Genomic DNA, 18,875 nt, shown 5'->3' with positions numbered 1-18,875 from the left:
AGAAAAGGATGAAGCAATCATTGCTTCACCCTTTTTTTATTCACTAAGTTAACTAACTTCCAAATGTTGTTTCTCTGATACCTCTTCGTTCTTATTATGAAAATAAACCCAGATACACGCAATAAATAATAGTGATGATGTAGAGAGGAAAACATATTGGAAGCCTGCATGTGCTGCAATTTGCCCCCCGAGCACTGGACCAATCATATTTCCTAAAAACTGAAATGATTGATTATATCCAAATATCCGTCCCGTAACATGGGTTGGTGTATGTTGTTTTAGTAGAGTTTGTACGGAAGGTAATAATCCTGCTTGTGCGATACCTAATAAAAATCGAAGAATTAATAGTTGCCAAGCTGAGATTACAAATGCTTGCGGGATAAAAATAATTCCTGCAGCAAATAACGCTACAACTAACGTTTTTTGAGGACCGATATGATCTGATAATCTTCCTAGTCTTGGTGCTGCCAAAATAACGGCTAATCCTGTTGCTGACATAACTGCTCCCGCAATTGTTTCAATATGTGCAGTATGAGGACCTACTAAATTTTTCACGTACAATGTAACAATTGGTTGAACTGACATATTAGCAAGTTGAATAATAAATGTTGTTACAAATAAACTAATAATTAAATGCTTCGCTGGGACCATCGTCCATACTTTTTTCGGCTGTGTTTTTTTTGCTTGAGCAGAGTGATTTTCTTCATGCAAGAAGAAAAAAACGATGAGAAAGGAAAGGAATAAAAAAGCTCCTGTAACAAGAAAGACATGACGCATTCCAATTAACTCAGACAAATATCCACCAAGTAATGGACCAAGTAAAGAACCGCTCACGCCACCAGTTGAAATTGTAGAAATTGCCCAACCTGAATGTTCTTTCGGAGTTTCTGCTGCAATAAATGTCATTGCGGTTGAAAGGAAACCAGATACTGCTCCCATTAAAAATCTTAGTGCGACTAATTGATATACATCCGTTACAAACCCCATAAGCGTCATAATAATCGCCATACCGAGGCTAGCACGAATAAGCATCAGTTTCCGTCCATGTATATCACCAAGCTTTCCCCATATTGGCGATACGATCGCACCCATTAAAAATGTTACACCAAATGCAAGTCCCGACCACTGTGCAATACTTGAAGTGCCAGTTACTCCTAATTCCTCAATATAAAAAGATAAGAAAGGAATTACTAAACTCATACCGGCTGCAGTGGTAAAACAACCTAGCCAACAAATCATTAAATTTCGTTTCCAGCTGGCCATTTTCACACCTTCTTTCTTTAGATACCCATTCTACACCCTTTCTTGTAAAAAGTTTAGTAATTTGCTTTTTATGCAAGATTTACTACAAAACCCGCTATTTTCTAGTAAAAACCACTACATCTCTACATCATTTTCATAATAAAACCAACTCCTCTATATGAAGTTGGTTACTTATTATCTATCGGTATTAAACGAGCATTACAATTTCTCTCGTAAAACTCAATGGGACCTGCTTGTCCAATAATCGCATATTCATATCCATCTTGCTTCATATTATATAAACAATGATGCAATAATTCTTTTCCTACACCTTTCACACGATTTTGTTTCGCTATGCCCATTGGACCAAACAATCCTTTCTTTCCTCTCACTACATCGTAACAGGCGAAACCAACTATTACTTCCTCCTGCTGTGCAATATAGATAGGTAACTTTTCATTATATGTCCGAAATCCGTAATCAACCGACTGTAACCACCGTTCACCAAATTCAGCCGCCACAAATCGTGATAACTTATCAAAATCAGAAGGACTAGCTCTTCTTACATGACAACATAATGTATTATAAATAGATTTAAAACTATTTAAATCAACCGCTAAGTCTCTCGGTGCAGCTGTAATACGTAATATATCTTTTTGCATTTGTGTATGTATAAATTCACCAATATCTGTATCTACACGAAATAATGCATACATAACATGTCCTTCATTGATTACTACTTGCTGAAAGCGTTCCATACGTTTCTTCGCTATTTGTAAAATTTCTATCGCCTTATAAGATAGTTTATATTGCCCTATTTTTTTATACTCTTGATGATGTAAATCGAATCGTTTTCGTAACGAAAGTTTTTCTAAAAAATCTGGACCGACTTTATGAAACAAATACATAAATAACTCAGCGCAAACTCCTGTACCTTCTTTACACATACCTATGAACAGATGGACTGGTTGAATTATGTTATACTCACTCTCTTCTGCTGCAATCTCCAATATTTTATGCACACGTTTTGTAAATTGAAATTCCTCCATATGTATTTCCATCCTCTACTAATTTACTAACAAACCGTAACTATATATAGCTGAAACAATTACACCCACTACCAATATACCTGGAAGTAAATTTGCCACCTTGATTTTAATAATACTAAGCAAGTTCAATCCAATAGCAGATATCATAATGCCGCCCGTAGCCGTCATCTCCACTATAAATTGGTTCATTAATTCTTCCGGGACAAAACTATTAATTTGTGTTGCAAAAACTGCAATACCACCTTCATATAAAACAACTGGAATCGCCGAAAATACTACGCCAATTCCTAGAGTTGTCGTTAATATAATAGAAATAAATCCATCGATAATTGCCTTGGTAAATAAAATATTATGATTTCCGCGAATCCCACTGTCAAGTGCACCAAGTATCCCCATCGCACCAATTGCAAAAATTAAAGTAGCTGTTACAAAACCTTCTGATATGCTTCCTTTCCCCTTCGATCCAACTTTATTTTCTAGCCAATCTCCTAAATTTTTTAACTTTTCTTCTAATTGTAACCATTCTCCAATTACCGTACCAATCACTAAACTCAGTATGACAACAAGAAAGTTTTCACTTTTAAATGCCATTTGAAGCCCAAGCACAGTAACCGCTAAACCGATTGCGTGCATTATCGTCCCTTTCATACTTTCTGGAATCCTACTAAATAATTTACCAAGTAAAGTACCAAATATAATACAAATCCCATTTACAACTGCTCCTAATATAACCATTTCTCATTCTTCACCCTTCGAATTCTTTATTTCTATATTTTGGTTTATACATTGATTTACAGGTTATCTATATGTTAACTTAATATTGAGAATATTAACAAATGTTTTCCACTACATAACCCGCTGTTTTTTTGTAACTTTAATTACCTTTAATAGATTCATTGTTAATTTAATTGCGGGATAATATTAAAAGGGAAGGTATATATGAAAACTTTACTAAAACGATTTTTGTTAATAGCCTTTTTCATTACACCGATTGTTTTATTAATCAATTACTCTTTTATTTCAAAAGCAAAAGACAAACCCGATTTACAAAACAAATCTAGTAAAACCGCTTCAAAAAGCGAAAAGAAAATAGAAGACCAAGAAATCACACTCACCTTCTCTGGTGATACAATGTTTGATTGGCAATTACGTCCTATAATCGAAAAGAATGGGGCTGATTACCCATTCCAACATGTAAAAGAAGAAATAAAAAAAGCTGATATTTCTTTTGTGAATTTAGAATCGGCATTTACAACGAAAGAAAAGAAAGCACCTGGGCAACTGTTTTGGATTAAAAGTGATCCATCTACACTACAAGCTATTAAAAACACTGGATATGACATCGTAAATATTGGGAATAACCACACACTTGATTATGGGCAAGATGGATTATTAGATACGATTTCTCACGTAGAAAAATTAAAGTTCCCTTACATTGGAGCCGGAAAAAATGCGAAAGATACATATACAGCACGAGAAATGACCGTAAAAGGGAAAAAGTTTAAATTTCTTTCCTTCGTTCGATTTATGCCTGATTCTAATTGGGTAGCTGGTGAGAATAAACCTGGCGTTGCGAATGGCTATGATTTAAATCTTGTAACAAAAACAATTAAAGAACAAAAACAAGATGCAGACTATTTAATCGTCTATATGCATTGGGGCGTTGAAAAATCAAACCGTCCGGTAGAATACCAAAAGCAATATGTACCTAAAATGGTTGAAGCAGGAGCTAACGCGATTGTCGGAAGCCATCCACATTGGTTACAAGGGTTTGAGTATTATAATAAAGTTCCTATCGCTTACTCATTAGGTAACTTTTTATTCCCAAGTTATGTGAATGGAAAAAGCGCCGAAACTGGCGTATTAACTTTAACTTTTAAAGGAAAGGATGTCCAAATGTCATTCAATCCTTATATCATTCGCAACAACCAAGTTTCCCCTGTAAATGAGGAAGAAAAGAAAAAAGCTCTTCAATATTTACAAACAATTTCAACTGATGTAGAAATTGATGATACAGGGAAAATAAAAAATAAACGAAACTAGACAGCTCAAGATCTATTTCTCTGTAATCTACTTTACAGAATAGGTGATAAACATGCTGAAAAACTTATTAGAAAATGTAAGTTTGTTAGAAAATATTTATAAAATGTCTATAGCCGTTCTACTTTTATGTTCAGTTTTTTCTGTTAGATTTCTAAAAAAAATAAAACGCGAACGAAAACTTACTACCTTTGAATTTACTATGTATGTAATTATTCGCATTGCGATATTTTTTTGGTTAACTAGCTTTATTCTTCTTGAATTTAATGAGTATCTAGTTTAACTATAAAAAAGATAGAACAAGCACTATATTTCTTTGCTTGTATCTATCTTTTTTATTTAGATGCTTATTCTTCCCTTCTATTAAATAAGCAAATCAAACAAAACAGGGTTTTTATTAAGCTCCATAAATTGAATATTATTTTCTTTAAAGCGAGTAATTAATTGCTCATAATCTTCTTTATGTTTTAACTCTACTCCGACTAATGCTGGACCATTTTCCTTATTATGTTTCTTAATATACTCAAAACGAGTAATATCATCTTCTGGCCCCAATCCTTTATCAAGAAATTCTCTTAACGCGCCTGAACGCTGTGGGAATTCAATGATGAAATAATGCTTTAACCCTTCATAAATGAGAGATCGTTCTTTCATTTCTTGCATTCTATCAATATCATTATTTCCACCACTTAGCGTACATACAACTGTTTTACCTTTTATTTCATCCCTGTATAAATCAAGTGCTGCAATAGAGAGTGCACCAGCCGGTTCAGCTACAATCGCATTTTTCTTATACAGTTCTAAAATCGTCGTACAAACTTTCCCCTCTGGTACTAAAACGATGTCATCAATTACATCTTTACAAGTTTCAAAAGTTAACTTTCCTACCTTTTTAACCGCTGCCCCATCAACAAAACTATCTATTTTCTCTAATGCGACATTATCATTTTTAAGAAAAGCCTCTTTCATAGAGGCAGCTCCCATCGGTTCTACACCAATAACCTTTGTAGTAGGACTAACACCTTTTACATATGTACCAACACCTGATGCTAATCCACCACCGCCGATTGCCGTAAAGATATAATCAACCGGTTTCTCCATATCATGCATAATTTCAACTGCCACTGTCCCTTGACCAGCAACTACATACAGATCATCAAACGGATGAACAAATGTCATTCTATTTTCTTCACAATAACACTGTGCTTCTTGGAAAGAGCTATCGAATGTATCACCAACTAATACAATCTCTGCGAAATCACCACCGAAAAATTGTACTTGTGATACTTTTTGTTTCGGTGTTGTTGTGGGCATAAATATTTTCGACGGAATCTTCAATAAATTACATGTATAAGCAACTCCTTGCGCATGATTACCAGCACTTGCACAAACAACACCGTTTTGTAACTTTTCTTTCGGTAAACTTTGAATCAAATTGTATGCACCACGAATTTTGAAAGAGCGAATTAATTGTAAATCTTCTCGTTTTACATAAACGTCACAATCATATTTCTCAGATAAAACTGTATCACGTTGTAACGGTGTTTTAATAACGATATCTTTCATGCAATTATGAGCCATTAAGATATCTTCAATTTTCACTCTCTCCTTTACCTTTTGCACCATTATATATCATCCTTATCTTTTTTAAATTGGCTCAATCAAAATGTGGGATTTTCAGAACAGCCCCTGTATTCGCCGATGTTACCATTTGTGCATAACGTCCAAGCCAGCCAGTTTTCACTTTCGGTTCTGGTCGTTTCCATTCTTTTTTACGCTTATCTAATTCTTCATTACTCACTCTTACTTCTAGCAAGCGTTCTTCAACATCAATACATACAATATCCCCTTGTTCAAGAAGTGCGATCGTTCCACCAGCTGCTGCTTCTGGTGAAATATGTCCTACTGAAATTCCACGTGAAGCTCCAGAGAAACGTCCATCCGTTAATAATGCAACCTCAGCACCTAATCCCATTCCAGCAATTGCTGATGTTGGTGCTAACATTTCTGGCATACCAGGGCCACCTCTTGGTCCTTCATAACGAATGACAACTACATCTCCTTTTTTCACTTTCCCAAGCATAATGCCAGCAAGTGCCTCATCTTGTGAATTAAAAATAACGCAAGGTCCTTCAAAACGCTTTACCTCTGTTGCACCGCTTTTAATAACCGCTCCATCTTTCGCAAGGTTGCCTTTTAATATACGCAACCCTCCTTCCTCACTATGAGGGTTTTCAAGAGAGTGAATAACTTCCTTATCTTTAATCTCTGCCTCAGCAATATTTTCTCTTAATGTTTGCCCAGTAGCAGTTATTCGATCAAGATGAAGTACTCCTTCTTTCCGGCTCATCTCTTTCAAAATTGCACTAATCCCGCCCGCACGATCAATATCTTCCATATGCCAATTGGAAGCAGGGCTTACTTTACATAAATGTGGTACACGTCTTGAAACGGCATCAATACGGTTCATATCGTAATCTAATCCAGCCTCTTGCGCGAGCGCCAATGTATGCAACACTGTATTTGTTGAACCGCCCATCGCCATATCAAGCGCAAACGCATCATCAATTGCTTCTTCCGTTACAATGTCTCTTGGTTTAATATCTCTTTCAATTAAAATTTTCAATTTCTCTGCTGCTTGTTTAATTAACTCTTCACGTCTTGGATCAATTGCTAAAATACTCCCGTTACCAGGAAGAGCTAAACCTAACACTTCACATAAACAATTCATAGAGTTCGCGGTAAACATACCCGAACAAGAGCCACAAGATGGACAGCCATGATCTTCAATATCTTTTAATTCTTCTTCTGAAATTTTCCCAGATTGATAAGCTCCTACTCCTTCAAAAACGGAACTCAGATCAACAACTTCTCCTTTAGATGTTTTTCCTGCTGCCATTGGGCCGCCTGAAACAAACACAGTCGGAATATTAATACGTAGTGCAGCCATCATCATACCTGGTGTAATTTTGTCACAGTTTGGAATACAAATCATGCCGTCAAACCAGTGTGCATTTACAACCGTTTCTACTGAATCTGCAATTATTTCACGACTCGGAAGAGAATAACGCATACCGATATGTCCCATCGCAATACCATCGTCAACTCCAATTGTATTGAATTCGAATGGTACCATACCTGCCGCACGAACTGCCTCTTTTACAAGTTTCCCAAACTCGTTCAAGTGTTTATGCCCTGGAATAATTTCAATAAAAGAATTACAAATCGCTATGAAAGGTTTATCAAAATCTTCATCTTTCAAACCAGTTGCTTTTAATAAACTACGGTGCGGCGCTTTATCAAAACCTTTTTTAATCATGTCACTTCTCATCTTGTCAAATCCCCTCTTACATATTTTTCATTTATACTCTCTTACTCTATTTCTTTACTAATTCTTTCGGTGCATGAATCCAACTCATCATTTCACGAAGCTCTGCTCCCACTTTTTCTAATTGATGATTTTGTTCTGCTTTTTTCATTGCGTTATACGTCGGACGCCCTGCTTGATTTTCTAAAATCCATTTCTTCGCAAATTCACCTTGCTGAATTTCTGTCAGAACACGCTTCATTTCCTTCTTCGTTTCATCTGTAACAATTCTCGATCCTGTTACATAATCTCCAAATTCTGCCGTATCTGAAATAGAATGGCGCATATTCGTTAATCCACCTTCGTACATTAAGTCAACAATTAGCTTTAATTCATGCAAACATTCAAAGTATGCAATTTCAGGACGATATCCACCTTCCGTTAACGTTTCGAACCCGGCCTTCACAAGTGCAGTTACCCCGCCGCAAAGTACAGCTTGCTCACCGAATAAATCCGTTTCGGTTTCTTCTTGGAATGTCGTTTCAATTACACCCGCACGTGTACAACCTACAGCTTTTGCATACGCTAATGCTACATGTAGCGCTGTTCCCGTCGCATCTTGATGCACTGCGACTAATGCCGGAACACCATTTCCTTCTTGATATACACGGCGAACGAGATGACCTGGACTTTTTGGCGCAACCATTGCTACATCTACGTAACTTGGCGGATTAATTTGGCCGAAGTGAATGTTAAATCCATGTGAGAAAAGTAACATTTGTCCTTCACGGAGATTCTCTTCTACTTCTGATTTATATACATGTGCTTGCTGTTCATCTGGCAATAACATTTGTACAACTTGTGCGGTTCGAACCGCTTCTGAAACAGACATTACTTCAAATCCATCTGCTTTTGCTACTTCATACGATTTACCAGGTCTAACACCAACTACAACTTCCACACCTGAATCACGTAAATTTTGTGCCTGCGCATGCCCTTGAGATCCATAACCAATTACCGCAACTGTTTTCCCTTGTAATAACTCTACATTTGCATCTTTCTCATAATACGTTTTCATACTCCATACACCCCTTATAATTTATTTACTTGCAGTACATCAATTAATTTTTTCAACTGACTAACAAGTAATGTCGCTTCATTTTCAGTACAAACTGCTGTGAGTTTCATTTCAGAAACGCCACTCGTATCTCTTTCGTTTAAATGTAAAGAAGAAATATAATAGCCACGCCGAGCAAAAATTCCACTTATACGTAATAAGACACTTGGCTCGTTATGAATAACGAGTGAAAAAGTATGACTCATTCTTCCCACCTCTTCATAATCATTTCGTTATTCCCTTTGTTTGGCGGAACCATCGGAAATACGTTTTCACCTTCTTCTACACAAAAATCAACTACGACAGGACCTTCATGAGCAAATGCTTCTAACACCACTTGTTTCGCCTCTGTTGAATTTGTCGCCCTTAATCCCTTCACTCCATAAGCTTCTGCCACTTTCACAAAATCTGGTGAGCCAATTTTTGACTCTGATAAACGATTTTCATAAAACATTTCTTGCCATTGCCTTACCATCCCTAAAAATCTGTTATTTATAATAAATACTTTTACAGGGATGTTATTTTCAGCAATTGTTTGTAGTTCTTGAATGTTCATTTGAAAAGAAGCATCACCTGCAATACAAGCGACGAGTTCTTCTTCTTTTGCAAGCTGAGCACCAATTGCCGCTGGGAACCCAAACCCCATTGTTCCTAATCCTCCAGAGGTAAGGAACGTCCGAGGTTTTCTTGCTTTATAGAAGTGAGCAGCCCACATTTGATGCTGTCCTACTTCTGTTGTGACAATCGCTTCACCATTCGTTAATTCACTTACTAAGTTGATCACATGCTGTGGTTTTAACTCAGATTCTTTTTGCTTATAAGAAAGTGGATATTCTTCTTTCCATGCCTTTACTTTCTGAAGCCATTCATCTGTTTGTGTATAAATAGACATATGTAACAACATGTGTAACGCTTTTTTCACATCACCAACAATCGGATGCTCTACAGTTACATTTTTATGAAACTCAGAAGGATCAATATCAATATGTACTTTTTTCGAGTGCGGAGAAAAAAGTTCTAATTTCCCTGTTACACGATCATCGAAGCGAACACCTAATGCAAGTAGTAAATCACATTCTGTTACCGCCATATTAGCAGCGTATGTCCCATGCATACCAAGCATCCCTAGAAACAATGGATCTCCCGGTGGATATGCACCAAGTCCCATTAAAGTTGAAACGACTGGAATACGGTTCTCCCTTGCGAATTCGAAGAGTTCATCGGATCCACCTGAATGAATGACACCTCCTCCAATATAAAGAAGTGGACGCTTTGATTTTGAAATTGCTTTAGCCACCTCTCTAAGTTTCATGCTGTCTGGTACAAGTTCTGGTTTGTACCCCGGAATATCAACTTCTTCATTAAAGAAACTGGTGACTTTTGCATTTTGAACATCTTTTGGAATATCGATTAATACTGGTCCCGGTCGTCCGCTTTTGGCGATGTAAAAAGCTTCTTGCACAATTCGTGATACATGATTTACATCACGAACTTGGTAATTATGCTTCGTAACAGGTACTGTAATTCCGACAACATCCGCTTCTTGAAATCCATCTTTACCAATTAAAGGCGTTGCAACTTGGCCGGTAATGACAACTAAAGGAATCGAATCCATATAAGCGTCTGCTAAGCCCGTAACTAAATTTGTCGCCCCTGGGCCAGAGGTAGCAAAGACTACCCCGACCTTCCCAGAAGCTCTCGCATATCCTTCAGCCGCATGAATGGCAGCTTGTTCATGACGAGTTAAAACATGTTTCAAACCACTTTCGTATAACGCATCGTATACTGGTAAAATCGCTCCGCCTGGATAGCCGAAAACGGTCGTTACACCCAATTTCTTCAAACCTTGAATCACGTGCCCAGCGCCTGTCATTTCTTCACACTGTAACTTCTCATACGCTGTATACTGCTGCTTCATTTCAATTAACTCCTCTCCTTATTTATGCTAAGCTTTCCGTCAGCCCGGGAACACGTACTCCTCTTTCTCTCGTTAATTTTTTAAATTCTTCGGTCAATTGTTTCGTTACACTTCCTGGTTTCCCATCTCCAATTTCTCTCGAATCAACTTTTACAACTGGAATTAACTCCGCTGCTGTTCCTGTTAAAAATACTTCATCCGCTACATATACGTCATGGCGAGTGAATGGTCTTTCCTCACACGGAATACTCAGTCGTTCACATAGCTCGATAACACTATTTCTCGTAATACCTTCTAATGCCCCTAAATAGGATGGCGGGGTTAATACTTTTCCATCTTTCACAACGAAAACATTATCGCCAGAACCTTCACAAACATATCCTTGTTGATTTAACATAAGAGCCTCTAACACTCCTGCTTGTGCCGCCTCAATTTTTACAAGTACGTTATTTAAATAATTCATTGACTTAATACGTGGATCTAACGCGTCTGGCGTATTACGTCTTGATGCAACAGATACAACGCTTAGCCCATTATCATAAAATTCTTGTGGGAATAACTTTAATTGTTCTGCAATGATAATTACGCTCGGCTTCACACAACTTCTCGGATCGAGTCCTAAGTCACCTTTTCCTCTTGAGACAATTAAGCGAATATAAGCATCAGCGTATTCATTTTTTTGGAGTGTATGTAAAACTGCTTCTTCCATTTCTTCTACCGTCATTGGAATTGTTAGTAAAATAGATTTCGCTGATTCATACAATCGTTTCACATGTTCTTTTAAACAAAATACATTTCCTCCGTAACTACGAATCCCTTCAAATACACCGTCTCCGTATAAAAAACCGTGATCATACACTGAAACAACTGCCTTTTCTTTTTCTACAAATTCCCCATTCATGTAAATGTACTGGTTTCCCATCTCACATCGCTCCTCTTTTTTCTCTATTTTTGCAATCTATTTCTACATCGATTGCTGAGATGAGTAATTTTAACAGAATATTCAGTATATAAATCTTAAAAATATACTCGTCTCAACAATCGATTACTTACATACTTGTAGCAATCCATTGCTGAGACGAGGGAATCGTGGTACCACTCAGCTTCCTTATACTTCTCACGAAATATAAGCTCTGCAAGTCCAATTAGACTTTTGTTTTTCTATCGGGAACAACCCCGCTACTTTTTACTAGTTTTCAAAAGTAGTGCTCCAAGGTGATTTTCAATGAGTGAATTGTTACCACCCTCACAGCCTCGGGGCAGCTCTCTGAAACAATCTTTATCATTTACTCTCCTCTTCTACGCATTCTCTTCTTCTATTTTTAAAAATAAAAACTCTCGCCTCAGCAATCAACTACTACAATTTAGTAGCTTTGATTGCTGAGGCGAGAGTTTCGCGTTACCACTCAGCTTCCTTATACTTCTCACGAAATATAAGCTTTGTAGGTCCAATCAGACCTCCGTCCTTTTACCGGAGACGATGCCGCCGCCCTCTACTCAGTTTCCCTTTCGCAAGCGATGCTCCGAGGTGATCTTCAATGATTCGATTGTTACTACCCTCACAGCCTTGGAGTAGCTCTCTGAAACGATCATAATCATCTACTTTCCTCTTCTTTGCATATACAACATATAAAGTTAGAAAATTCTTAATTAACTTTTATTTGTTACACGTATTATAGGACGTTGTTCTTTTCGTTGTCAACATGTTTTCTCAAAAAAATCAAAATTCATTCTATTTATTTTTTCTCAAATCAAAATTGGAATGCATTACTTACATACACTCATATATTACTTAAGTATGTTTGCATTACTACATAAAGAAAAACTTATAAAGTTTATGAGGAGATGAGGAAACTATGTTAAAAGGGAAAGTAGCGTTAGTTACAGGAGCAAGCCGAGGAATTGGACGAGCGATCGCTAAACGTTTAGCAAATGACGGTGCATTGGTTGCTGTTCATTACGGTAATCGAAAAGATGACGCTGAAGAAACTGTTCATGAAATTCGATCAGATGGTGGCCAAGCTTTTTCTATCGGCGCAAATTTAGAATCCTTACACGGTGTAGAAAACCTTTATAACGCTTTAGATACTGAATTACAAAAGCGCACTGGTGAAACACAATTTGATATTTTAATAAACAATGCTGGCATTGGTCCTGGTGCTTTTATTGAAGAAACGACTGAACAATTTTTTGATAGAATGTTTTCAGTAAGTGCAAAAGCACCATTCTTTATCATTCAACAAGCACTGCCACGTTTACGTGACAATAGCCGAATTATTAATATTTCATCCGCTGCCACCCGCATTTCTTTACCTGATTTTGTTGCATATAGTATGACGAAAGGCGCTATTAATACAATGACTTTTACGCTAGCAAAACAGCTTGGAGCACGAGGAATAACGGTGAATGCAATACTTCCAGGATTTATTAAAACAGATATGAATGCAGAACTCTTGAGCGACCCGATGATGAAGCAGTACGCTACTACTATTTCCGCTTTCAATCGCTTAGGTGAAGTAGAAGACATTGCCGATACTGCTGCATTCCTTGCTTCTCCAGACAGCCGCTGGGTAACTGGACAATTAATTGATGTGAGCGGAGGATCTTGTTTATAAAAAACATATATTTTCAAATCTTTTTTATTGCGCAATAAAACAATTTATATAATACTATATAAAACATATACATTTAGGAGGATTACAGCAATGTCCGAAAAAACATACGAACTCGCAACCTTCGCAGGCGGTTGCTTTTGGTGCATGGTAAAACCATTTGATGAACTTCCTGGTATTCATAAAGTACTTTCTGGCTATGCAGGAGGTCATGTAGAAAACCCAACATATGAACAAGTAAAAGCTGGAACATCTGGACATTTAGAAGTTGTTCAAATTACATTCGATCCTTCTATTTTTCCTTATCAGAAATTACTAGACTTATATTGGCCACAAATCGATCCAACTGATGATGGCGGACAATTTTTTGACCGTGGTCCATCTTATCGTACCGCTATTTTTTATCATAACGAAACACAAAAAGGGCTTGCTGAAAAATCAAAACAAGCTCTTACAGAAAGCGGTATGTTTAAAGATCCAATCGTGACTGAAATTCGTCCTGCTGCACCTTTTTACGCAGCAGAGGAATACCACCAACATTTCTATAAAAAGAATCCAGAGAAATATGCTACTGAGCAAAAGGAATCTGGTCGTGAAGACTTTATTAAAGAAAATTGGCAAAAAAAATAATAAAAACGCATCGTGCTTTTTTAATACGATGCGTTTTTATTTTTGATAAAAGTATCATACAATGATGAGAACAACCGCTGTTAATGCCCAAAGCGCTACTTCATTTTTCACTCTACTCTTTTTCTTAGTCATTTCATCTCCTCCTAATAGCAATACAACGTATTCAAGATTTCCTCTGTTTCATTGTCCACCTTATATACATAAATACATCCTTACCAATCCTTATAACAAGACCACCAATAATTCCGATTGCAATTGAAATTACTAACATCTGTCCAAAGCTAAAAGAATTTGTGTACGTTATGTAAAGAACGATACATATAAGTAAAACATCCGGTAAAGAAAGCAAAAACTTTTTAAGCATTTCTTTATCTCCTCTATACTTTATTTATATCTTCTACTGTAATTTTGAAATATAGTTTGTTCAAAAATTCCATTTAGACCCTCATTTTATGAAAAATAATAAGAATCCCTTTTCAAAAGAGATTCTTATTCAGTAGATTTAAGTTTAATTATTTTCTACATATCCCATTCCATAATTACTCCTAAAATAGAATAATATTACTAATCATTTATTGTAAATTGACTATTTGCCAGGCAACCGAATGTCGCGCCAGCTACCTACATCGCATTGGCCAAATTCATTATTACCTACCGCGACTACCGTGCCATCCGATTTAAGGCCAACAGTATGACAACGCCCCGCCGCTATCATATCTTTGGGCCATCGCTTCACTTTTTCTTTCGATAAAAGGTAATCCATGTTTTACCTCCTTGCATATAAGCAACTGTATCATAATAGATATTTTTATCAAATTTCATTATAAATCTACATTTACAAAGAAAGCTTATTTTACTTCTTCAAAAAATAAAAACCTCCAGTTTAAATACTAGAGGTTTTCTCGTTATTTCTTCAAGCGGTCAATAAAATCGTTCAATTTATCTAGCGATTTCATATTCTGATTGCAAGCTACACCATCTTTGCAAATGTAGTTTCCCTTTTTAACGAAAGTTCCTGGTACATCGCCTTTAATTTCAACTAAAAACATTCCTACTTCTTCATGCCCATGACATAATGAACAAATGCTTTTTTTATTTAAACTTTGGAACGTTCCTTGCAGACCAACAAATTTATTTTTATCATTTTTCGCTATAATAAATTTCCTGCTTGATCCCTTATCAATCCAACTTAAATAAGATATTTCTTTCATATCCATTTCTTCCATATCAGGAAGTTTTAACTTTTTCGCCTTAGGAAATAACTTTTTTAATGTTTGTGCTGTAACTTCTTGAAACGGAATTACATACGGATTTATTTTCATTAAAAATGACTCTGCATCTTCTCTATTTTGAACTGTTAATACCGTATCAATTAACTCTTTCTGTTCATCCGTTAAATTCTCAAATACATGTATTATCTTTTCAATCGCAAGCGATTTTAACGCTTGAATTACACCTCTATCATTTGCCGTTGCATGCCCGTTTGCTAAAATATAAGCTTGTGATTTTATAAAATTATATTGATCACTTCTAATAAACGCTTCCATCTTTATCACTCCATACAAATTGTTGATCTAGTTTTATTGTATACAATGATTACGTTTTTTGATATGTAAAAGATAACTTAGAAACAAACATTACATATATCACTTATTCTCTACCGCCGCATTTCCTGACAAAAGAAGCCATCATCTGTTTTCCATTCCGCATATAATACGTCTTCAAATTTAGTAATTCCTTTTTGCTTTATTTGTTTATAAAGCCACCCTTCATCAAATCCCGCTTCCCTCAAATTATCCTTAACTACTTTTCCATCACTAATTAATGAAATTGGTAAGTATACAGGCTTATGTTTTAAACTTAAATCATTTACAGTAGGAGATTCGTATTTACTTTTTTTCAAAACGCTTATGTTTCCGTTAGGTTCCAATATCATATATTCAACTTCTCGGATTGAAAATATATCTTTTTGTTGCCTAAGCATTTGTTGTAATTGGTTTATATCCAAATGATTTACGCTTAATTGTTCACGATCAATCTTTCCATTACGAATAATAATTGAAGGATATCCTTCAAAAAACCTTCTTGTCCCTCTTACTTTTTGTGTTATCACTTCAATAGTATAAATTAAAATTACCCAAACAAATACTGAATATAAAATAGACCATACTTTAATTTTAGGATCATATATTGAATTTCCAACGAGCTCACCTAGGACGATTGCAGAAATAAAATCAAAGGGCGTTAGCTGAGATATTTGTGTTTTCCCTAATATTTTTGTAGCAATTAATAGAACAAAAAAACCAATTAAAAGCTCTATCGTTATTTGTCCAATATGATTCATATATGTTCACCTTTCTACTCTTCAAATGTTCTGTATAGCATTTAATAAAAAAACGGCACATTTTTTCTATTATCATGCCCGTTCACACTTCATATATCCAATACATATAAAACAAAAAGAGTCTGATTCAAAGTAATATATGAATCAGACTCTTTTCCTCTTATTTAGAATACACAATCTTTTTAATCGTTTCCCCAGAAAGAAAATATTCTTCTGCAAGTTGATGAATAGCAATCCCACTTTTAAACGCTTCTTTAATTGCTTTATTTCTTTCATCTAATTGTTTTCTTCCGCCAGATCGTGTACCCCATTTATAATGTTTCGTTTCTTGTTTCGGAATGTAAATTGTTTCACCTTGTATATACTTTTGAATTTCAGTAATTAAACTCTCCGGTAAAACAGCATTAGCTTTTACGTATTTCATTTCTGCTCGCCCCTTATTTTTTATGGTTCATTTCAATAAGGTGCAAAGCCAAATATAAAAAATGATACGAGCTCATATAGGCGATTGTATATTACTTGTCTACCTCACGCAAAGTATCGCCATTTCCATACTTGGCTTTGCATGAGACGTTGCAGTGTCTGGCAATTGAATTATAATCGCCATATAAACACCTCCTAATATACCTTTTGCATTTTATTATATGATAAATTCCTTCTCCTTGCATCCACACCCTTCTTAAAGCACGAAATTTTATCTAAGAAGGGCTATCAGTTCGTAACAGTAAATGAATTGCAAAAAAGAGCAAAATAAAAAGGTAGCGTATCTTTGTATGATACGCTACCTTTCTTTTTATATAATGCCAAGTACATTTAAGAATACGATAATAATCGCAATTGGTGCGATATAACGAAGTAAGAATAACCATAATACGAATAGTTTATAACCTTTATTTTTACTTACACCTAGCTCTTTCATTAATACATCTTTCTTCATTTTTAAAGGAACAAAGATAGAAACTAATAATACACCAAGTGGCATTAATACGTTACTTACTGCATAGTCCGCTAAATCAAAGACTGTCTTCCCGAAAATCTTCAGATCACTTAATATACCGAATGATAATGCTGATGGTACCCCAACAACGAAGATTAATAACCCTACGATTAAGGCCATTTTTTCACGTTTCCCTTTACCTTTTGATGTTAACGATGCGACACTAATTTCTAACATCGAAATTGCTGATGTAATCGTAGCGAAGAAGAATAATAATAAGAAAACGATGAAGAATAATTTTCCGAATGCCATTTTACTGAAAATAGCTGGCAATACGATAAATAATAGTCCCGGTCCTTGAGATGGTTCCATTCCAAATGCGAACACAACTGGGAAAATTGCAAGTCCTGCAAGTAATGTAATAACAAGAGTTAAGGCTACGATAGAAAATGCTGAACGTGGTAAGCTTTCTTCTTTCGGTAAGTATGAGCTATACGTTACCATAACGGCTACCCCAACAGATAATGAGAAGAACGATTGCCCCATTGCGTATAAAATAACTTCTGATGTTACATGTGAGAAATCAGGTTGTAAGAAGAAACGAACTCCTTCTCCAGCACCATCTAACGTAAGTGCACGAACGATTAATACAAAGAATAAAACGAATAGTGCTGGCATGAAATATTTATTTACTTTTTCAACACCATTTTGTACACCTTTACTTACGATAAAAATAGTAATAAGGATGAATAATAGCTGTGATCCAACTGCTAAATATGGATTGGAAATGATTTCACCAAACGTAGCTTCGTATGCTCCATTTCCTTCCCATAGTCTACCTGTAATCGCATTCCATAAATATAATAAAATCCAGCCTCCTACAACACTGTAGAAAGAAAGTAATATGAAACATGTTACAATTCCTAATTTACCTAACCAAGGCCATAACGTTTTAGGAGCAATCTCTCTATATGCATCAACAGCCTCTTTTTGTGTACTTCTTCCAATAACAAATTCAGCTAATAATAGCGGTAAACCAATTAATAATGTGAAACCGATGAAAATTAGGAAGAACGCTCCGCCTCCTCCAATGCCGGCCATATATGGGAATTTCCAAATCGCCCCAAGACCAATTGCCGAACCTGCTGCAGCTAATACGAAACCTAATTTCGATGTCCATTGCTGTGAATTCATTTGTTAATCTCCTCTCTATCTCTTTTTCTTTGTTACAATTCGGTATTTATATTGTTCTATCAATACTCTTTTCTAATACGTTCACTTCCTCCCTAATAATAAAAAAACGCCCCTACGTAAATACGTAGGGACGACAAAAATATCGCGGTACCACCCTAGTTGTGAAGAACACTAAGAAACCACCTAAATAAAAACGCCCCTACGCAAAAACGTAGGGACGATAAAATATCGCGGTACCACCCTAGTTATGAAGCCACACCAAAGTTAGGACCTAAATAAAAAACGTCCCTACGTAAATACGTAGGGACGATAAATATCGCGGTACCACCCTAGTTGTGAAAAAATCTTCACCACTTTATTTGATAACGGTATAAACTACCGTCTTTCATTTCCTCAAAATATGAGATTTATGAAAGATGCTCCAGGACGAACTTCATGAATAATCTATATACTGATTCACACCAACCATCAGCTCTCTGAAATAG

18 protein-coding genes, 1 pseudogene and 2 other annotated features (1 of these 21 cut by a window edge) are annotated in these 18,875 nt (G+C 35.9%); of the genes and pseudogenes, 4 read left to right on the top strand and 15 right to left on the bottom strand.

What is annotated here, in order from left to right; genetic code table 11:
* Nucleotides 1-48: 48 nt before the first annotated feature.
* The 3 genes from ES895_RS06780 to ES895_RS06770 all read right to left on the bottom strand — a co-directional run bounded on the left by ES895_RS06780 (nt 49) and on the right by ES895_RS06770 (nt 3,026).
* Nucleotides 49-1,263 carry a multidrug efflux MFS transporter gene (locus ES895_RS06780; protein ID WP_109102989.1) on the bottom strand — a complete coding sequence of 405 codons (1,215 nt, stop codon included), beginning with the start codon at nt 1,261-1,263 and terminating at the stop codon, nt 49-51.
* A gap of 167 nt (nt 1,264-1,430) precedes the next feature.
* Complete coding sequence (locus tag ES895_RS06775) at nt 1,431-2,291, bottom strand: GNAT family N-acetyltransferase (RefSeq protein WP_135238219.1); 861 nt, start codon at nt 2,289-2,291, stop codon at nt 1,431-1,433.
* An 18-nt stretch (nt 2,292-2,309) separates the two neighbouring features.
* Nucleotides 2,310-3,026, bottom strand: coding sequence for a DUF554 domain-containing protein (locus ES895_RS06770; protein ID WP_135238218.1), 717 nt, complete (start codon nt 3,024-3,026; stop codon nt 2,310-2,312).
* 204 nt (nt 3,027-3,230) lie between these two features.
* Here ES895_RS06770 and ES895_RS06765 point away from each other — a divergent pair, with 204 nt between their 5' ends.
* On the top strand, nt 3,231-4,334 hold the full coding sequence (locus tag ES895_RS06765; RefSeq protein ID WP_000854542.1) for a CapA family protein: 1,104 nt from the start codon (nt 3,231-3,233) through the stop codon (nt 4,332-4,334).
* A 52-nt stretch (nt 4,335-4,386) separates the two neighbouring features.
* Nucleotides 4,387-4,614, top strand: a complete 228-nt coding sequence (locus ES895_RS06760) for a hypothetical protein (protein WP_000916802.1) — start codon at nt 4,387-4,389, stop codon at nt 4,612-4,614.
* Nucleotides 4,615-4,694: 80 nt separating this feature from the next.
* Here ES895_RS06760 and ilvA read toward each other — a convergent pair whose 3' ends face one another.
* The 6 genes from ilvA to ilvE are packed head-to-tail and all read right to left on the bottom strand — an operon-like array spanning nt 4,695 to nt 11,595.
* Nucleotides 4,695-5,957: a threonine ammonia-lyase IlvA gene (gene ilvA / locus ES895_RS06755; protein ID WP_098365182.1), complete on the bottom strand. Its 1,263-nt coding sequence runs from the start codon at nt 5,955-5,957 to the stop codon at nt 4,695-4,697.
* Between the two features lie 31 nt (nt 5,958-5,988).
* A complete protein-coding gene (ilvD, locus tag ES895_RS06750; RefSeq protein ID WP_001255818.1) occupies nt 5,989-7,662 on the bottom strand; it encodes a dihydroxy-acid dehydratase in 1,674 nt (557 codons plus the stop codon).
* A gap of 46 nt (nt 7,663-7,708) precedes the next feature.
* Nucleotides 7,709-8,716 (bottom strand): ketol-acid reductoisomerase, encoded by a 1,008-nt coding sequence (gene ilvC, locus ES895_RS06745; RefSeq protein ID WP_000861135.1) that lies wholly within the window; start codon nt 8,714-8,716, stop codon nt 7,709-7,711.
* A gap of 14 nt (nt 8,717-8,730) precedes the next feature.
* On the bottom strand, nt 8,731-8,961 hold the full coding sequence (locus tag ES895_RS06740; protein ID WP_000019916.1) for an ACT domain-containing protein: 231 nt from the start codon (nt 8,959-8,961) through the stop codon (nt 8,731-8,733).
* A complete protein-coding gene (gene ilvB, locus ES895_RS06735) occupies nt 8,958-10,673 on the bottom strand; it encodes an acetolactate synthase large subunit (protein WP_135238217.1) in 1,716 nt (571 codons plus the stop codon). The genes ES895_RS06740 and ilvB overlap by 4 nt, the downstream gene beginning before the upstream one ends.
* Before the next feature lie 22 nt (nt 10,674-10,695).
* Nucleotides 10,696-11,595, bottom strand: a complete 900-nt coding sequence (gene ilvE, locus ES895_RS06730; protein ID WP_000528156.1) for a branched-chain-amino-acid transaminase — start codon at nt 11,593-11,595, stop codon at nt 10,696-10,698.
* A gap of 149 nt (nt 11,596-11,744) precedes the next feature.
* Nucleotides 11,745-11,984 (bottom strand) — a binding site (T-box leader).
* A gap of 545 nt (nt 11,985-12,529) precedes the next feature.
* On the opposite strand from ilvE, the gene ES895_RS06725 reads away from it, so the two are divergent.
* Entirely contained in the window at nt 12,530-13,288 is a 759-nt protein-coding gene (locus ES895_RS06725) for an SDR family oxidoreductase (RefSeq protein ID WP_135238216.1), read from the top strand.
* A 90-nt stretch (nt 13,289-13,378) separates the two neighbouring features.
* Entirely contained in the window at nt 13,379-13,915 is a 537-nt protein-coding gene (gene msrA / locus ES895_RS06720; protein ID WP_001291887.1) for a peptide-methionine (S)-S-oxide reductase MsrA, read from the top strand.
* A 163-nt stretch (nt 13,916-14,078) separates the two neighbouring features.
* Here the strand turns inward: msrA and ES895_RS06715 are convergent, their stop codons facing one another.
* The 6 genes and pseudogenes from ES895_RS06715 to ES895_RS06690 form a co-directional block, all read right to left on the bottom strand.
* Nucleotides 14,079-14,279: a hypothetical protein gene (locus tag ES895_RS06715; protein WP_000913386.1), complete on the bottom strand. Its 201-nt coding sequence runs from the start codon at nt 14,277-14,279 to the stop codon at nt 14,079-14,081.
* 240 nt (nt 14,280-14,519) lie between these two features.
* A pseudogene (locus tag ES895_RS06710) lies at nt 14,520-14,678 on the bottom strand (RCC1-like domain-containing protein); the annotation flags it as partial.
* 142 nt (nt 14,679-14,820) lie between these two features.
* Entirely contained in the window at nt 14,821-15,462 is a 642-nt protein-coding gene (locus ES895_RS06705) for a FusB/FusC family EF-G-binding protein (protein ID WP_000387073.1), read from the bottom strand.
* Between the two features lie 110 nt (nt 15,463-15,572).
* A complete protein-coding gene (locus tag ES895_RS06700) occupies nt 15,573-16,259 on the bottom strand; it encodes a DUF421 domain-containing protein (protein WP_001015536.1) in 687 nt (228 codons plus the stop codon).
* A 160-nt stretch (nt 16,260-16,419) separates the two neighbouring features.
* Nucleotides 16,420-16,683 carry a CD3324 family protein gene (locus ES895_RS06695; protein ID WP_000878325.1) on the bottom strand — a complete coding sequence of 88 codons (264 nt, stop codon included), beginning with the start codon at nt 16,681-16,683 and terminating at the stop codon, nt 16,420-16,422.
* A 369-nt stretch (nt 16,684-17,052) separates the two neighbouring features.
* The gene (locus ES895_RS06690) at nt 17,053-18,390 is read right to left on the bottom strand and encodes a sodium-dependent transporter (protein ID WP_001088187.1); all 1,338 of its coding nucleotides are present in this window, start codon (nt 18,388-18,390) and stop codon (nt 17,053-17,055) included.
* Between the two features lie 299 nt (nt 18,391-18,689).
* Nucleotides 18,690-18,875, bottom strand: a binding site (T-box leader); it runs 37 nt beyond the window's last position.

The sequence above is a fragment of the Bacillus sp. 007/AIA-02/001 genome (genome assembly GCF_004634455.1).
GTDB classification, from domain to species: domain Bacteria; phylum Bacillota; class Bacilli; order Bacillales; family Bacillaceae_G; genus Bacillus_A; species Bacillus_A cereus.
The sequence above is the reverse complement of the archived record's forward strand: the minus strand, read 5'-3'. Positions and strand labels throughout refer to the sequence as shown.

What these genes read in the sequence shown, in the direction of transcription:
- ES895_RS06770 (WP_135238218.1), bottom strand. Translation starts at nt 3,026, where the DNA reads ATGGTTATATTAGGAGCAGTTGTAAATGGGATTTGTATTATATTTGGT.
- ES895_RS06765 (WP_000854542.1), top strand. Translation starts at nt 3,231, where the DNA reads ATGAAAACTTTACTAAAACGATTTTTGTTAATAGCCTTTTTCATTACA.
- ES895_RS06700 (WP_001015536.1), bottom strand. Translation starts at nt 16,259, where the DNA reads ATGAATCATATTGGACAAATAACGATAGAGCTTTTAATTGGTTTTTTT.
- ES895_RS06690 (WP_001088187.1), bottom strand. Translation starts at nt 18,390, where the DNA reads ATGAATTCACAGCAATGGACATCGAAATTAGGTTTCGTATTAGCTGCA.
- ilvD (WP_001255818.1), bottom strand. Translation starts at nt 7,662, where the DNA reads ATGAGAAGTGACATGATTAAAAAAGGTTTTGATAAAGCGCCGCACCGT.
- ilvB (WP_135238217.1), bottom strand. Translation starts at nt 10,673, where the DNA reads ATGAAGCAGCAGTATACAGCGTATGAGAAGTTACAGTGTGAAGAAATG.
- ES895_RS06715 (WP_000913386.1), bottom strand. Translation starts at nt 14,279, where the DNA reads ATGCTTAAAAAGTTTTTGCTTTCTTTACCGGATGTTTTACTTATATGT.
- ES895_RS06695 (WP_000878325.1), bottom strand. Translation starts at nt 16,683, where the DNA reads ATGAAATACGTAAAAGCTAATGCTGTTTTACCGGAGAGTTTAATTACT.
- msrA (WP_001291887.1), top strand. Translation starts at nt 13,379, where the DNA reads ATGTCCGAAAAAACATACGAACTCGCAACCTTCGCAGGCGGTTGCTTT.
- ES895_RS06780 (WP_109102989.1), bottom strand. Translation starts at nt 1,263, where the DNA reads ATGGCCAGCTGGAAACGAAATTTAATGATTTGTTGGCTAGGTTGTTTT.
- ES895_RS06725 (WP_135238216.1), top strand. Translation starts at nt 12,530, where the DNA reads ATGTTAAAAGGGAAAGTAGCGTTAGTTACAGGAGCAAGCCGAGGAATT.
- ES895_RS06705 (WP_000387073.1), bottom strand. Translation starts at nt 15,462, where the DNA reads ATGGAAGCGTTTATTAGAAGTGATCAATATAATTTTATAAAATCACAA.
- ES895_RS06775 (WP_135238219.1), bottom strand. Translation starts at nt 2,291, where the DNA reads ATGGAGGAATTTCAATTTACAAAACGTGTGCATAAAATATTGGAGATT.
- ilvE (WP_000528156.1), bottom strand. Translation starts at nt 11,595, where the DNA reads ATGGGAAACCAGTACATTTACATGAATGGGGAATTTGTAGAAAAAGAA.
- ilvC (WP_000861135.1), bottom strand. Translation starts at nt 8,716, where the DNA reads ATGAAAACGTATTATGAGAAAGATGCAAATGTAGAGTTATTACAAGGG.
- ES895_RS06760 (WP_000916802.1), top strand. Translation starts at nt 4,387, where the DNA reads ATGCTGAAAAACTTATTAGAAAATGTAAGTTTGTTAGAAAATATTTAT.
- ilvA (WP_098365182.1), bottom strand. Translation starts at nt 5,957, where the DNA reads ATGGTGCAAAAGGTAAAGGAGAGAGTGAAAATTGAAGATATCTTAATG.
- ES895_RS06740 (WP_000019916.1), bottom strand. Translation starts at nt 8,961, where the DNA reads ATGAGTCATACTTTTTCACTCGTTATTCATAACGAGCCAAGTGTCTTA.